Origin of the sequence: Aeromonas sp. R1-2, assembly GCF_040908505.1 — a bacterium.
Lineage (GTDB): Bacteria > Pseudomonadota > Gammaproteobacteria > Enterobacterales > Aeromonadaceae > Aeromonas > Aeromonas veronii.
The window spans coordinates 39,543-53,824 of record NZ_JBFODU010000047.1 but is presented as its reverse complement, the minus strand read 5'-3'; the positions used below and the strand labels follow the sequence as shown (position 1 = coordinate 53,824).

The following is a 14,282-nucleotide window of genomic DNA, read 5'->3' as shown; positions in this document are numbered from 1 at the left end:
GAATAGACAGTCATGAGATGAAATGCGCATCATCCGGCGCACGCCATCTGCTCTTTTTTCTCCACCAGCAGCCGCTCGTTTTGCCATATCCGGGCGGTGACCTCGACCCGATAGGGGCAACGCAAACCCAGCCCTATTTTGCCAACCGCCATGACCACTCCAGCCTGCAGCGACAGATTACGGCTCTGGCGCTGAGTCGTACTCCCAGCCGCCCCTTCGCCATGCATCAGCAACCTGACACTCACCGTCACGTCGCGCTTGCTGAGCAGCGTCGGCGCAAGTGACAGCCCCTGTTCGCTCTGCACCATATTGAGGATCAAGCGGATCGACGGTTCGAGTTCCATCTCAGTGTTTCTTGTACTTGCTGGGGTCGCGACGCGATGGACCAGCATCAACCCACAGAGCAGCACTAATAAAAGAGGGGCCCGCAGGCCCCTGAATCCGGAGATGACCATCAGTTGCTACCAGAACCCTGATAGACATAGGCCATGTTATCGCTGCCATAGACAGTCACATTGGCAGTGTTGAGGCTGTCGGTTTGTGCTACGTCGACTTCATTATTGCCACCGCCCATGCCGCCATTGACGTAAACGTTGGCCACGTGTCTTTCACCGAACTGGCTCACGGTGAGCGTGTTGTCGCTACCCAGATAGGATTCGACCTTGGCATTGTTCAGCTCGCCATCCTGGGTCACTTTGACCACAGAGTCAGAGTGAGACGCATCGGCATAAGCCCAGTTGTCAGTGCCTTTCTGAGCCACGACCAGCTCGTTGTCCGAGCCCCAGGTCCAGGCTCCTTTGCCCTCAACGCCACGCGCGGCGGCAACCTGGTTGCCAGTGCCGTTCTGGTCAATATCGACCTTGTTGCGACTACCTTCCTCTTGCACTGCATTGGCATAGTTGTCGCTACCCAACTGATCGATAGTGACAAACCCACCCACGCTGCTGGCCAGCTGATCAACCACTGCCTGGTTATTGCTGCCATTTTGAGTGACCTGTGCAGTGTTGCCAGACCCCTGCTGGTTGGTATCGGCCTGGTTGCCATTACCCAGCTGAGTCACGACCGCCGTTTCACCAGTACCGCTCTGTCTGGCATTGGCGATGTTCTCGTTACCATTCTGGGTGATGGTCAACAGATCCTCAGAACCTCTCTGCTCAGAGTCGATCTGGTTACGACTCCCGGTCTGGGTCAGAAGGGCGGTTTCACCGGAGCCAGCCTGCTTGGCCAGCAGGTTGTTCCCTTGTCCGGCGGTCGCTCCAGACTGCTGGGCTGTCACGCTGCCAGCGGTCCCGCTTTGCTCCACCGTTGCCACGTTGGCCAGCCCCAGCTGAGTGACCTCGGCAGTGTTGTCATTGCCACTTTGCTTGACGACCGCAGAGGTGCCCTCGTTTGCGCCGTAACCGAAGTTGCTTGTACGTTGTGCGACTAAGGCCGTGTTATTGCCACCCTCTTGAGCCACGCTGGCAACGGCACCATCGGATTCGCGTTGATCGACATCCGCAATATGCCCACCTTCTCCTGACTGGGTAATGGTCGCGCTGGCATAATCAGACCAGTAGTTATTGATCTGCGCGCTGTTACCATCCGCTTGCTGCTCAATCACTGAAATGGCACCGTTACCATCATCCTGTTTAATGAGAGCATTGTTACTGTCACCGAGCTGGCTCACCCGGGCCGTGGCCTCACCGTTGTAGTACTGCTGGGTAATCGAGGCCTTGTTCAGCTGCCCGCTGGTATCAATGGTCGCGGTCGATTTATTGGTCACCCCCTGCTGCAATACCTCCCCTTCGTTTTGGCCACCGGCTTGCTTGATATCAGCAGTGGAAGCACCGGTATTGCGCTGCTCGGTCGAGGCGAGGTTGCCGTTACCCTGTTGATAGATCGCCGCCTTGTTAGCCGTGCTCTCCTCGACCTGCTGGATGTACGCCAGGTTGCCGCTGGAGAATTGAGCCTGAGTCACCTCAGCCTGGTTGCCAGTAGATGCCGCCCAAGCGGTGCTGGTCGCCAGAAGAACTGCCGAGGCAATGATGGTACGTTTAAACATGATTTCCCTCTCGTGCTAATGGTTGAGCCTAGGCTCAGTTGGTTTGAACGACATTTACTTGCTGATTGGCTCCCGTCTGAATAACGGTTGCCGCCAATCCGTTACCGTTTTGCTCGATGCTGGCCTGATTGCCATCACCCAGCTGGATCGCCCGGGCCTGATTGTCTGCCCCTTGCTGACTGATCCAGGCTTCATTGCCGCTGCCTTGTTGCAGCAGCCAAATCCGGTTATTGATGCCCGCCTGATAGAGCTCGGCGCTATTGCCCTCACCCAGTTGCGCACCATTGACCCAGTTCTCATCTCCAACCTGGGAGAGCGACAACTCATTGGCCCAACCCTGTTGCAGCAGACGCGCCTGATTCAGCTCCCCTTGCTGGGTGAGATGCAGTTGCTGCTCGCCACCGAGTTGCCACAACAGCGCCTGATTCCCATCGTTCTGCAGACCGGAATCCAGCTCGCTTGCCATCGCCAGCTCGTCGAAGACGGCAGGCTCTGCGGCGAGTTGCGGGGCGCCCGATATCAGCAGGAAAAAGAGAGCACTCAACAGGTGTTTCATCGCGCCATCGCCTTGTTGGAAAACGCCCACAGTATCCCTGTCAGACCAGAGGTGGCCTATCAGGCACTCCGCTGATTCGAGGATGAAAAGCGCCGCCCTGTCGCTGAGCAGAAAGTCTTAATTCGTATTCGATGGAGGCCAAAAAAATGCCCTCCACCAGGGAGGGCATTGCGCGAGCGGGAAAACTCAAAGCAGCGGGGCATTGTCTTGCAGGTACTCCTGCAAGATCGGATTGTCGATATCCCGCTGGTCAGCCAGTTGCCACAGATTGTCTCGCACGCCATTGGCAATCAACCGGATCACCCCGGACTCGATAGCCGACATGACACACATCTGTACCGGTTCATTGGTACTGAAACCGGCCTCGGCCTCCAGCAGGCGCTTGTACTCGACGAAACGGAATACCCCGGCCTGCACCTGTTGCGACAGTACTGTCTTGGAAGTGGTGACACTGTTCAGGATCCGGCCTGAACGGATATCGACGGCGCGCAGATTGACCGTCACCTGATCGACCCGGTACTCCCCGCTGGCGCCGATGCCAAAATACTTGGCCCCCGCCCCGCCGGTTCGCACATTGCTGTCATAGGCGACTATCCCCCCCTCGATCAGGATGTTGGCGGCGACCAGCGAGGGCAGTTGATTGGCATTGTTGCCGGGAACGTTGGGCTTGTTCTGAGCCGCCCGCACAATCTTTCGCTCGGTCAGCAGGTTCTGCAGCCCCTCTCGCTCCAGTGGCACAAACCATTGAGAGTCCCACAAGGCCGTGCTCAGCATGGCCACCCCACCCTGGGTGACCGCCGTGGAGAAGTTGGACGCCGGTGCAGGCAGGTACTGACCGGTCTGATCGCGAAAATCGTAGACGGCCGCGACAATTTTCCCTTTTGGCTTGGGCAGACTGATCAGCTCCTTGTAAGAGACGGATCGCGGCATCAGGGTTGCCTTCTCATCGGCAACGGGTGAGCCGATATGGGTCGCACAGCCAGCCAGCGCAAGCAGGGGCACTATCAATAACAGTTGTCGTTTCATCGCGCCCTCAGTCGGCAATCAGGCCATTCACTTCGATCATGGTGGTCTGGTTGGTCACCCGGTCGGTGATCGAAACCACCAGAGTGCCATCTTCATCCACCACATTGATGGCAAAATCGTCGGTCACCAGACTGCCGCTCTGGCTGCCATCCTTGCCGATATCGGCCAGCAGCTGGCTGATCAGGCGGGATTGCAGGTTGGAGGTCAGGCGATCCAGCGCCGAGGTGCCGCTGCTACCGCTGCCACTGGCGGGATCCTTGTAATCATTCTGCGCATTGGCGGTGCCAAGCAGATGACTGCTGTTGAGAGGGTTACCCCCAAAGCTGGGGTTGACGGGGCGATAGACAAGCTCCGACGCATGGAGCGTTGGCGCTATCAGGGCTGCAACTAGCCATAACCGGGCACGCATGAGAAATATCCTTATAGTTCATCATGTTCCAAATCGAAGGTATCCATGAACAGGGTCGCGATCTTTTGCTGTTCGAGGGTCTGCCTGACCTGTGACCAAGCCAGTTTGGCGCTCTGCTCCTGCTGATTGCGGCCGGGAGAGAGCGCGGTTTTAAAAATCACCTTCCGGTTATGGGTGATCCAGATCAGGCTGCCCCAGCGGGCTGTCGGGCGCTCATGAATCGTCAGATTTTCTCTGGCATCCGGGTCTTCATCGCTGCGCAACCGGGTAAATTCGTTATAAAAGCCCTGACCGAAGCGGGTAAAGGTGCGATCCAGCACCAGACCATCCACATCCAGCCGATCACTCTCCTGCTCCGGCTGTACCGACTCCAGCGGTGCATCGGCCTCGGCCGCCACAACGGTCGTGCAGCCCCAGAGCAGCGCGAGGCAACACGCAAGAGAGAACGCTTTCATCAGTGGGAGTCCGGAGCATCGAGATACTCTTTGGCCCAGCTCACCGCCTGGATCCGGTTCTTCACATTCAGCTTTTTAAAGACGTTATAGAGGTGGGATTTGACGGTGTGCTCGCTGACAAACAGGCTGTCGGCGATCTCGACATTGGAGGCGCCCGTCATCAGATAACGGATGATCTCCTGCTCTCTGGCTGTCAACAGGGTGTCGTTACGCAGCAGGTAGCTATTGCCCTGGCGATAGTATTCGACCAGCTCGCACAGCAGGTGGCGCGGCATCCAGTACTCGCCCAGCAGGATTTTCTGCAACCCGGCAACCAGCCGGTCGAGCGGATCCTGACGGAAAAACAGACCGCAGATCTGCGGCCACATCAGCAGCAGGTCGCGATCCGTCGCAGTGGGAGCATTGAGCAGCACTGTGGTCGCCATGCCAAAGCGTTCGGAGATCGCCCGGTTCCAGCCCAGTGACTGGCCGGAGCGGATATAGTCGAGATCGATGAGAAACAGCGTGCCGTCACACTGGTTATCTAGCTGATTAATCTCGTGGATTAGCTGGACGGGACGGCTCAAATGAGAGATGAGGTATGCAGCAAATGTGCTGGCCTGCACATTATTTTCAGTGACCAGTGCGATCGGGCATGCGGCTTTCATTGTGTGCTCTTCCTTGAACCTGTAAACCACCTAATCTGGCCGACTGAGTCTACCAAGGAGGTATGGGAGCACAATATTAAAAAAGTATGAGAATGGATCTCATAAATATCGTAACCATATGTTTTTAGTCGATTTAAAAACCTATTCCAATTCGCCAATTGGCCAGCATAACAGGAATATATGGCAGAAATGTGATGCCGGACGCGCCGGAAACAGCTGCAACCCGACCATCACTACAGCAGGAGCCAACAGTTACCTTTGGCACATCAAGCCGGTTAAGGATGCTGCCAATCCGCTTCGCAACTGTTACTATGACCGTCACATGCGTCTGCGGGACATTGCGCCCCGCACACAGCAACTAATCAGGTATCTAGTCGTGTTGGACCAGGTTTCGACCTGGCCGGTAAATAAGGTGGAAGAGAGATTATGGCCAGTCGAGGCATCAATAAAGTCATTCTGATCGGTAACCTCGGGCAAGACCCGGAAGTACGCTACATGCCGAGTGGCGGTGCTGTGACCAACATTACTCTGGCTACCTCCGAAACCTGGCGCGACAAGCAGACCGGTGAGCAGAAAGAGCGTACCGAATGGCATCGCGTCGTCTTCATGGGCAAGTTGGCCGAAGTGGCTGGCGAGTACCTGAAGAAGGGCTCCCAGGTCTATGTGGAAGGCAAACTGCAGACCCGCAAATGGCAGGATCAGAGCGGCCAGGAGCGCTACACCACTGAAGTGCTGGTCGACAGCTTCACTGGCGTGATGCAGATGCTGGGTGGTCGTCCGCAAGGCGGTCAGGGTATGGGCCAGAACATGGGTGGCCAATCCCAGGGTAACTGGGGTCAGCCGCAGCAGAGCATGCCTGCCCAGCAGCCGATGAATCAGCAGCGCCCGGCACCGGCTCCGCAGCAGAACATGCAGCCGCAAGGCGGTTATGGCCGTCCTGCCCAGCAGCCGCAATCTGCGCCGCCGGTATATAACGAGCCGCCGATGGATTTCGACGACGATATCCCGTTCTAGATCTTGTAAAAGATGAAAGTGTAAGAATAAATCACTTTCGCCATCTTGAGTGCAAAGCAACCCAGCAGAAATGCTGGGTTTTTTTATTTTTGCATTTCACTTGCCATCGCGATTTTCAGCACTATAACTTTATGTATGAGGAAAATGTAAGATTAGGATGCACAGTGTATAAGCTAGATAGATTGATTTTTGCAAATGGTGAACGTTACCCTGTCTTAATGGGCAATGATGGTATGCCTCATTTTCTTGCTACCCTCTGGGTGACAACAAAACTTCGTAGCAGCTTGTCGGTGAATACCATTTCAAATCGCCTAGGTGCATTAAAGTGGTTTCTTCAATGGGAAGAAAATAAACACAGAGACCTGTTCTCCGAGTTTCAGAAAGGTAAGTTTCTTAGCGACACTGACATTGACAACATCAAAGAACATCTCAGTCATGATATTTCTCATGTCAAAGGCTTAGCTAAAAGTAAAAAAACCAGAGATAAGGTCATTGATTTATTTAATACCCCAAGACTAATCAGTGTCACCCCCACTGTGGGACGTAACAACATTTACAATCGAGTGACAGCTATTGCAGGTTATTTAGATTTCATTGCTAGAGTAGCTGTACAGAACTGTAATAGCACTGAACTACTCACAGAAATTAACAGTATGAATAAACGCATACTGGATGTTCGCCCTAAAGGCAAAGGTAAGAATGTTGTAGACAAACTGGATGGTAAAGATTTGCCTGATGGATTAATTGAGGAATTTATGGCTGTGGCACAATTCGACCATCCAAAGAATCCATTCAAACATGCTTCGACAAAAAAACGAAATCATCTTATGTTTTTACTTTTAAAAGAACTAGGCATACGGAGAGGTGAGTTACTCTCACTATCTATTGAATCGAATTTTTTAATGCTTCACGGGCCAAATAAATTCATATGGGTAAAACGTCACCATGATGACATATATGATCCTCGCAAAAATCAGCCTGTAGCAAAAACGAAAGAAAGAATGTTGCGAATTAGAGATGAAACTGCGGCCCTTATTGATGACTACATCATAAATATACGAGCAAAGACTCCTAACGCGAACAAGCATCCATATTTGTTTGTTACACATAGGAAGGGAAAAACGCAAGGACTGCCAATCTCGACCAGTACATTTGATAGTATCATCGTGCCAACAATGAAATCTGTAGATGAGCGGTTCAAATCAATACACCCACATTATTTTAGGCATAACTGGAACCAGTGGTTCTCAGAAATAATTGACAAGAACAATGTTCTATCTAAAGACCCGAACAACAACCGTGCGTTTATTTCACCTAGTGAAGAAGCAAAAAGCCGAATGCATCAAATGGGGCACACATCAGAAAGTTCTGCCAAACCATATGTTGAACGTCATATTCGCAAAAAAACAAACAAGCTCGTACTCGAAGAGCAAGAAGAACTACAGAGACAACTTATTGAATCTCAACGAATAGAGGGTACAAATGAATAAATATGATTACATTGAGGAAGAAAATGACGATTTCCCATCAAGGTTTAGCTCAAAAAAATTAGTATCAAAAGATGGTTACAGCTTTGATTTTCACTCAGAGCGCTGGATGTTGAATAAAGATGTCAGCATTGCATTCATGCCGGATGTTTTATCTATGGAACCAGAACTGCTGGATGGATTTAAAAAAACACTAGCAACTTATGCTGAAGAACAATCAGCACACCATACATCCAATATGTATCTACACTTCCAACGACTATTGCGAGACACTAGATTCAAAAAACTAGATGAGGATGTATTACTCAACTGGCGAGCAATGCTTGATAAAAGTCATGAATGGTACTTAGGTTCACTCCGTGGCTTTCTTGTTAGCTGGAATGAATATGGCTATTATGGTGTAACAACAGAGATGGTGAAAACACTAGAAATACTAACTCTATCAGGAAACAAGAAAGGAGTGTCAGTTGCTAATCGTTGCCCTGAAACAGGTGCCTTTACTAACAATGAGGTACTTGCATTAAATCATGAACTTATTCGCTTATTCCGGGATAACTATATCTCATTTCAATGCTATGCATATGTGAGCTTATTGCAAGCTACAGCTAGACGCCCCACACAGTTACGACAAATAAAGGCTGCCGATTTATTTAAAGAACATGATCACAGTAAGAATGTGACAAATTTTTACCTCAATATACCGAGAGCAAAACAGCGCGGTGGTGGATTCCGTTTCTCTTTTAAAAAATTTCCAATTACGGAAGAGCTCTATCTAACGTTGCGTAATTTAATCAGAGATGAAACAAAGAAGTTTGAATCAAAATTTTCAATAAAACTGACTGCTTCTCAAGCAACAAAAATTCCATTATTTATTGATTGGGAAATGGTTTTTGAGTTAGCGGCGCAAAGAACATCATTAACTGATGAGTTATTAGAAACTGACATTTTCAATATGTCATCAAGAGATCTAAGAGAGCACCTGCTAAAAAATTTTCAAAGAAAACAAAAAGCTATTTCTGAAAGAACAGGAGACTATATTCATATAACGGCTCGGCGGTTTCGTCATACAAGAGGAACAAACCTTGGTCGAAAAGGTTTGGGGCCGTTGATCATAGCGGAGGCATTGGATCACAACGATACACAAAATGTTAAGGTCTATACAGAAAATACCGCAGATACCGTGACCTATATTGACAAGGCCATTGGCAAACAACTGGCTCCCTTTGCTAATGCATTCCTAGGTCGCATTATCGTTGACTTAGAGCAGGGTGAGCGAGGACATGACCTTGCTGCTCGCATACCAAACAAGGATAACGATATCGTAGGAGCATGCGGCACCAATGACTTTTGCATTAAGGGGTATGAAAGTTGTTACACTTGTGAAAAATTCAGACCATTATTAGATGCTCCTCACGAGAAATTCTTATCCCATCTATATGCGGAGAAAGAGGTAAGGTTGAAAACGACAAAAAGTGAAGAGTACGCGGCAACAAAAGATAGGCTAATTTTAGCAGTTGAATGGGTTGTGCAGAAATGCTTTGAACTGAAACAACAACGAGCATGAGGATAGTCAGTGGACAGTAACATTTTCCATTTTAAGCCTGCGATAGAACTGAATTCAGAAGCAAATCTAGAAAAGTTCATTCAAAGTAGCAAAAACAAATTAACTGTTTTCGGTGAAGATTGCTGGGAACATAATTTATGGCACACATTTCACAATACTCGCCGTGTTGTTGCCCGTTTCTCCACAAATTTAGAACCATCCACTTCCTATAGTTTCTCACCCCTAGGTGCACCATTTATTGATTTTGCAAAAGCATACATTCGCTACATTTACGCATTAAAACCTATAACAAATCTTCACAGACATTTCGAAGCTATTCGAATACTTGAAGAAGCATTGATTCAATCAAAACATAAAGCAGATATTCTGATGCTCGATGGCCTAGTTTTAGAAAGGCTAGGCGATATCTTTAATAGACGCATATCAAATCCGGCTGGTCGAAATAAAGCGGGCTATCAAATGGAGCTTCTTCTTAATTTCTGCCGTGACAATTTTATAACGCCGAGTCTTCCTGGGTGGTCAAATCCATATCAAAAAGTAAAAGATTTAACTATTCAACTTGACGAGAATGGAAAAGAACATCGTAAAAATAAATTGCCCTCAGAAGAGGATATGATGTTATTTGCTAAGTTATTTCATGACGCGCCTTCATTAGGTATTGAAGCCGAATATTTTACTTCTGTAATAGCATTGCTAATGCAAGCACCGTCCCGATGCTCTGAGTTATTCTCATTGCCCATAGATTGTACTGTATGGGAGGAGAATCGCAGCGGAGAACTTAAACTTGGAATACGTTGGGTGCCTGCCAAAAATGGCAAAGAAGGGATTAAATGGGTTCCTACTGTCATGCAAGATGTAGCTTTGGAAGCTATCGAACGATTGAAAAAAATTAGCATGCCTGCACGTAAGGCAGCGATGTATGCAGAAATGCATCCTGATAACAATGGGAGTATGGTGTATCTCAGCAAATTGGTTAACTGGCCTTTTGTTGATAGCGCAAAAAAAGTTAAGGCCTCAGAGGCTTTGTTGCTATATAGAGACCGTGAGTTACATTCGGAACATGATGTTATTCAACATTCGTTTGTTTTACCTACGGTGAACATAATTAATGCAAGGATTTCTAGGTCTGATGCCAGAAAAGGAGTCCTCCTTTGGGAGAAACATAACATATTACGAGAGGATGGCTCACAACCCGATATAACATCCCATCAAGCTAGGCATTGGCTAAGTACCAAAGCTGAACGGGGTGGGATGGATGAGTTGACGCTTGCAAACTGGGCAGGGAGAGCAAGAGTTGCTGATAATGCCAGCTATGATCATCGCACAGAAGAAGAAAAGTCCAATGCAATTGCAGTTATTACTATCCCTGAAAATGCAAACACGTTGGACAAAATAAAATGTAACCTTCCAATTAGTTTCGAGGAAATCGGAAAGAACCTTACTGGTGCAGCGATAGTAACAGAGCTAGGCGTGTGTGAACATGATTTTGCCATGATTCCATGTCAGCGAAACGGTGACTGTGAAACCTGCAAAGAATTGGTCTGTATCAAAGGCTTCAGTAGCTCATTGGAGCTGTTGAAAGTACGAGAAGTTCAAGTGGCAGCTCAACTCGAAAAAGCACAGCAAAGCCATAAAATGGGGGCCTTTGGTGCTGACCGCTGGGTTAGCTCACATGGTTGGCGACTTGCTCATATTAGAACAAAGATCCGGCTATTAGAGGATGAAAATGTTCTTGATGGCACCCCCATTCGTATTCCTGATGTATATGATCCCTCGCCAGCCAAGGTTGTTCTTTTAGAGAAGGGGCTTAATATTGAAGTTCAATCGCCTGACTCTATCGATTCTAAAGCTTTTAATATTATGGGTGATTTGTTATGCCTAAAATAGTTATCACAGAAAAAAATCTGCCTAATATACTAGGTCTAATTAATACTTGGGAAGGAAAGTTAACTTGGGAGTTGCTCTGTCAAAAAGTTGCCATAATGATTGATGTTAAAGGTGGCGTCCAACGTCAATCATTATCCTCTTACAAAGATATTCAAGATGCATACTCGCGAAGAAAGACATTTTTAAAAGAACGTTCTTCTCAACCTGAGCCTACCAAAGAGCGTGATGTAACGCTTGAGTATCTTATAAAAAAGGTTGCTCTTTTAGAGAATGAATTGGCCAGATTAAATAGTTTGAATGATGCATACAAACAGCGTTTCATAGTATGGCAATATAATGCTTACATGCATGGTGTCAGAATGACATCAATTGATAACTTCCCAACAGATAGTACCGATCTAAAAAAATTACAGGATATGCTTGGAAAGCCGCTTATAGAAGTTAAACGCCGAACAGGAGGTCAATGATGGGGAGCGGTGCGGAGAAAGCCAAGGAAACCGTCAGGGCATTCGAACTATGGAAAGCAACACAAACCGATGATAGCTATCGACAGATAATTCATAGAGGAAATCTCAGTCGTGGTGAAATCGCCAAGGCGATCGATTGTGGTCGCTCCGCCTTGGTTCAAAATCCCGAGCTTCGTAAGAAACTACAGCACTTGGAAGACAGCTTGAGAGAGAAAGGGGTGTTGCCGCCAATAACCGCCCAAGTCAAAAAACATGCAGATGCTCCCAAGACTTACGACCCTACGACTCATCGACGCCTACTTGATACCAAACGTGTATCAATATTGGAGCAGGAGAATATTGAACTGAAAGCGCAGCTAAGGGAGCTAAAAGCCAGACTGGAGCGCTTCGGTGAGCTATCTGAGACATTGGCCGAAATGGGGATCTTGCCACGATGAACCAATCTCTCCATTCCGAACTATTTCGTGTTACCAGTATCCCATATAGCTCATCCAGCTACGTGATTTTCTCTGGAATACCACTTAATGACGAGACCAACCAGATCAAGGATGGCAAATACTATGTGACCATTAAGGCGCGGCCTGAAACCCTTCCGGCACAACCGTCACAGGGCCAGCAATGGACAGTCCATGGAAACCCCCTCATTGAGAGGGTCGAGGTTGGTGACGTTGTTATGCGGCAACACACCTATGAATCACCTGAGCACGTAATATGCACCCTGCCAGAGACAGGTGAGCAGCTGATCCAGTTCATTGCCAAGGAGCCTGATTTCAAGGGAATTGGCCTCGGTAAAGCCAGGGCGTTATGGCAACTACTCGGTGAGCAATTTCATGCCACCCTGCGCACCGACACACCAGAGTCCAGAGAGCGCCTCAAGAGTATTCTGAGTGATGTATCTATTGATGCCCTGTTCAACGGCTACGCAAAATACAAAAACCTGAGCCACTGCAATTGGATGGCAGAGTGCCGGATCCCCTCGCCCATTCAGCAGCGGCTCTTGAAATTCCATGGCGAAAGCTCCGTTGAAGCAATCAAAGCTAATCCCTACCTGCTGGTCGGCTTCGGGATGGCATTTGAAGAAGTGGATGCGCTTTCTCAAACGAAGTTTGAGGTAGAACTAAAAGATCCGACGAGGCTGAGTGCCGCCCTGGAGTTCACCATCCACGCGGAAGTGGAAAAAGGCCACACCTACACCACGCTGGCCAGGCTTCGCCCCCTGCTGACCAAATTGCTTGGTGACGGCGAGTTGGCAGCACAAGCATTCAAGGCTGGTTACCACCAAGCCCAGTATGTGCTGAACCATGAAGCAGGCACCTATCACCCTACCGCGCAGATGTTGATGGAGACTGTTGTTGCCAAACGCTTGTTGAAGCTTGCCAAGCAGCAAAATTGTTACGAGGAGTCCACCAATACTGCATTTATCGCGGCGGTTAACGAGCTGCCATATGAATTGACCGCGATGCAAAATGAGGCGGTGCTCACCGCGTTAGACAATGCGGTGAGTTGCATCACGGGGGGTGCAGGAACTGGGAAAACCACAGTGCTAAGAACCGCACTGCAAGCCTATCGTAAAATAGGCTTTGAGGTTCATGCTGTCGCGCTGTCTGGACGCGCTGCAATGCGCCTACATGAGTCGATAGGTTTCAAGACAATGACCATTGCCGCCTTGTTGCGGCACGAGCCCATAGAGCCATCTGATGGGTCTCCCAATCATCTGTTGGTGATCGATGAGGCATCCATGATCGACCTACCCACCATGTACCGGCTCACTAACCATCTTCATCCCTCCGTACGGATCATACTGACAGGTGACCCAAACCAGCTGCCCCCTATCGGTTGTGGCAAAGTGCTGGCCGATATCGTTGCATCACAAGCTATCTCGAATGTGACCCTGGACATCGTTAAACGCCAGAAGGGAACCACAGGCATTCCCGAATACTCGATGCAGATAAATCAAGGCCTCATACCCGAGAACTTGAGCATGGGTAACATCCATTTCCATGAAACATCCAAGGACAAGATCGCCCAGGTCTGTGCCGAGTTGTACCAGCAATCACCCGAGAACAGCCGAGTGGTAGGAGCGACCACAGCCATGGTGGCGGACATCAATAATCTTATTCAGGAGGCCGTCAACCCTGATGGTGCTCGGATGGCATTTGAGATGTATGGCGAAACCTACTGCCGCAACGATCTGCGCCAAGGGGATGTGATCCTCTTCACTCAGAACAATTACGAGAAAGGCATTCAAAATGGCTCGCTCGGAACGCTAACTCGCGCTGTCGGGGCTGGAGATGACTACGGAGTGGTTGAACTGGACACAGGCGAGAGCGTGTATGTCACCCAATCCCTGCTGGACTGTATGAGGCTGGGCTACTGCATCACACTCCATAAAGCTCAGGGTTCGCAGTTCCCACGCATCATCATCGCGCTGCAAAAGGGGAGGATCGTTGACAGGGCCTGGCTCTATACCGCAATAACCAGGGCCGAGCATGAGGTCCATATCGTGGGCAGCACAGCTGAGTTTGCAGCCATCACCAAAGCGCCCAGCAATGCCCATAACCGGAACAGCTATCTGCGTGATCTGTTGAAGAAATGAGAGGAGATTGATTCCCTTGGGGAGCGACTACGGGTACAAGCGGAGATAAGCGGTGCGTCAACGCGCAGCGTTGTCCACGGCTTATTCCGTGCTCTTGCGTAGCAAGATGTGCCCGTAGCTGAGCGATCGG

The 14,282-nt window shown here is 49.3% G+C and carries 14 protein-coding genes; 7 read left to right on the top strand and 7 right to left on the bottom strand.

Going from position 1 to position 14,282, the window contains the following annotated elements; genetic code table 11:
- Window positions 1-29 precede the first annotated feature (29 nt).
- The 7 genes from csgH to AB5Y76_RS16575 form a co-directional block, all read right to left on the bottom strand.
- Complete coding sequence (gene csgH, locus AB5Y76_RS16605) at window positions 30-344, bottom strand: curli-like amyloid fiber formation chaperone CsgH (RefSeq protein ID WP_263718862.1); 315 nt, start codon at window positions 342-344, stop codon at window positions 30-32.
- 110 nt (window positions 345-454) lie between these two features.
- A complete protein-coding gene (locus AB5Y76_RS16600) occupies window positions 455-2,044 on the bottom strand; it encodes a curlin (RefSeq protein ID WP_263718863.1) in 1,590 nt (529 codons plus the stop codon).
- 34 nt (window positions 2,045-2,078) lie between these two features.
- Complete coding sequence (locus AB5Y76_RS16595) at window positions 2,079-2,600, bottom strand: curlin (RefSeq protein ID WP_263718864.1); 522 nt, start codon at window positions 2,598-2,600, stop codon at window positions 2,079-2,081.
- Between the two features lie 186 nt (window positions 2,601-2,786).
- Window positions 2,787-3,626 (bottom strand): CsgG/HfaB family protein, encoded by an 840-nt coding sequence (locus tag AB5Y76_RS16590; RefSeq protein ID WP_005355003.1) that lies wholly within the window; start codon window positions 3,624-3,626, stop codon window positions 2,787-2,789.
- A 7-nt stretch (window positions 3,627-3,633) separates the two neighbouring features.
- Window positions 3,634-4,035 carry a curli assembly protein CsgF gene (locus tag AB5Y76_RS16585; protein WP_019445195.1) on the bottom strand — a complete coding sequence of 134 codons (402 nt, stop codon included), beginning with the start codon at window positions 4,033-4,035 and terminating at the stop codon, window positions 3,634-3,636.
- 11 nt (window positions 4,036-4,046) lie between these two features.
- A complete protein-coding gene (locus AB5Y76_RS16580; protein ID WP_052447194.1) occupies window positions 4,047-4,490 on the bottom strand; it encodes a curli production assembly/transport protein CsgE in 444 nt (147 codons plus the stop codon).
- On the bottom strand, window positions 4,490-5,137 hold the full coding sequence (locus tag AB5Y76_RS16575) for a LuxR C-terminal-related transcriptional regulator (protein WP_042080923.1): 648 nt from the start codon (window positions 5,135-5,137) through the stop codon (window positions 4,490-4,492). Before AB5Y76_RS16575 ends, AB5Y76_RS16580 begins: the two co-directional genes overlap by 1 nt.
- A 426-nt stretch (window positions 5,138-5,563) precedes the next feature.
- On the opposite strand from AB5Y76_RS16575, the gene AB5Y76_RS16570 reads away from it, so the two are divergent.
- The 7 genes from AB5Y76_RS16570 (at window position 5,564) to AB5Y76_RS16540 (ending at window position 14,152) form a co-directional block, all read left to right on the top strand.
- Window positions 5,564-6,151 carry a single-stranded DNA-binding protein gene (locus AB5Y76_RS16570; protein ID WP_005340181.1) on the top strand — a complete coding sequence of 196 codons (588 nt, stop codon included), beginning with the start codon at window positions 5,564-5,566 and terminating at the stop codon, window positions 6,149-6,151.
- Window positions 6,152-6,315: 164 nt separating this feature from the next.
- Window positions 6,316-7,641 carry a site-specific integrase gene (locus tag AB5Y76_RS16565; RefSeq protein ID WP_206221159.1) on the top strand — a complete coding sequence of 442 codons (1,326 nt, stop codon included), beginning with the start codon at window positions 6,316-6,318 and terminating at the stop codon, window positions 7,639-7,641.
- Complete coding sequence (locus tag AB5Y76_RS16560) at window positions 7,634-9,202, top strand: site-specific integrase (RefSeq protein ID WP_206221158.1); 1,569 nt, start codon at window positions 7,634-7,636, stop codon at window positions 9,200-9,202. The genes AB5Y76_RS16565 and AB5Y76_RS16560 overlap by 8 nt, the downstream gene beginning before the upstream one ends.
- Window positions 9,203-9,211: 9 nt before the next feature.
- On the top strand, window positions 9,212-11,089 hold the full coding sequence (locus tag AB5Y76_RS16555; RefSeq protein WP_242525569.1) for an integrase: 1,878 nt from the start codon (window positions 9,212-9,214) through the stop codon (window positions 11,087-11,089).
- Complete coding sequence (locus AB5Y76_RS16550) at window positions 11,077-11,556, top strand: hypothetical protein (protein WP_164535988.1); 480 nt, start codon at window positions 11,077-11,079, stop codon at window positions 11,554-11,556. Before AB5Y76_RS16555 ends, AB5Y76_RS16550 begins: the two co-directional genes overlap by 13 nt.
- Entirely contained in the window at window positions 11,553-11,993 is a 441-nt protein-coding gene (locus AB5Y76_RS16545) for a VPA1267 family protein (RefSeq protein WP_201909211.1), read from the top strand. The genes AB5Y76_RS16550 and AB5Y76_RS16545 overlap by 4 nt, the downstream gene beginning before the upstream one ends.
- Window positions 11,990-14,152 carry an ATP-dependent RecD-like DNA helicase gene (locus AB5Y76_RS16540; RefSeq protein ID WP_263718865.1) on the top strand — a complete coding sequence of 721 codons (2,163 nt, stop codon included), beginning with the start codon at window positions 11,990-11,992 and terminating at the stop codon, window positions 14,150-14,152. The genes AB5Y76_RS16545 and AB5Y76_RS16540 overlap by 4 nt, the downstream gene beginning before the upstream one ends.
- Window positions 14,153-14,282 lie beyond the last annotated feature (130 nt).

Excerpts from the sequence above, each read along its gene's own strand:
- csgH (WP_263718862.1), bottom strand. The coding sequence starts at position 344 with ATGGAACTCGAACCGTCGATCCGCTTGATCCTCAATATGGTGCAGAGC.
- AB5Y76_RS16600 (WP_263718863.1), bottom strand. The coding sequence starts at position 2,044 with ATGTTTAAACGTACCATCATTGCCTCGGCAGTTCTTCTGGCGACCAGC.
- AB5Y76_RS16595 (WP_263718864.1), bottom strand. The coding sequence starts at position 2,600 with ATGAAACACCTGTTGAGTGCTCTCTTTTTCCTGCTGATATCGGGCGCC.
- AB5Y76_RS16590 (WP_005355003.1), bottom strand. The coding sequence starts at position 3,626 with ATGAAACGACAACTGTTATTGATAGTGCCCCTGCTTGCGCTGGCTGGC.
- AB5Y76_RS16585 (WP_019445195.1), bottom strand. The coding sequence starts at position 4,035 with ATGCGTGCCCGGTTATGGCTAGTTGCAGCCCTGATAGCGCCAACGCTC.
- AB5Y76_RS16580 (WP_052447194.1), bottom strand. The coding sequence starts at position 4,490 with ATGAAAGCGTTCTCTCTTGCGTGTTGCCTCGCGCTGCTCTGGGGCTGC.
- AB5Y76_RS16575 (WP_042080923.1), bottom strand. The coding sequence starts at position 5,137 with ATGAAAGCCGCATGCCCGATCGCACTGGTCACTGAAAATAATGTGCAG.
- AB5Y76_RS16570 (WP_005340181.1), top strand. The coding sequence starts at position 5,564 with ATGGCCAGTCGAGGCATCAATAAAGTCATTCTGATCGGTAACCTCGGG.
- AB5Y76_RS16560 (WP_206221158.1), top strand. The coding sequence starts at position 7,634 with ATGAATAAATATGATTACATTGAGGAAGAAAATGACGATTTCCCATCA.
- AB5Y76_RS16550 (WP_164535988.1), top strand. The coding sequence starts at position 11,077 with ATGCCTAAAATAGTTATCACAGAAAAAAATCTGCCTAATATACTAGGT.
- AB5Y76_RS16545 (WP_201909211.1), top strand. The coding sequence starts at position 11,553 with ATGATGGGGAGCGGTGCGGAGAAAGCCAAGGAAACCGTCAGGGCATTC.
- AB5Y76_RS16540 (WP_263718865.1), top strand. The coding sequence starts at position 11,990 with ATGAACCAATCTCTCCATTCCGAACTATTTCGTGTTACCAGTATCCCA.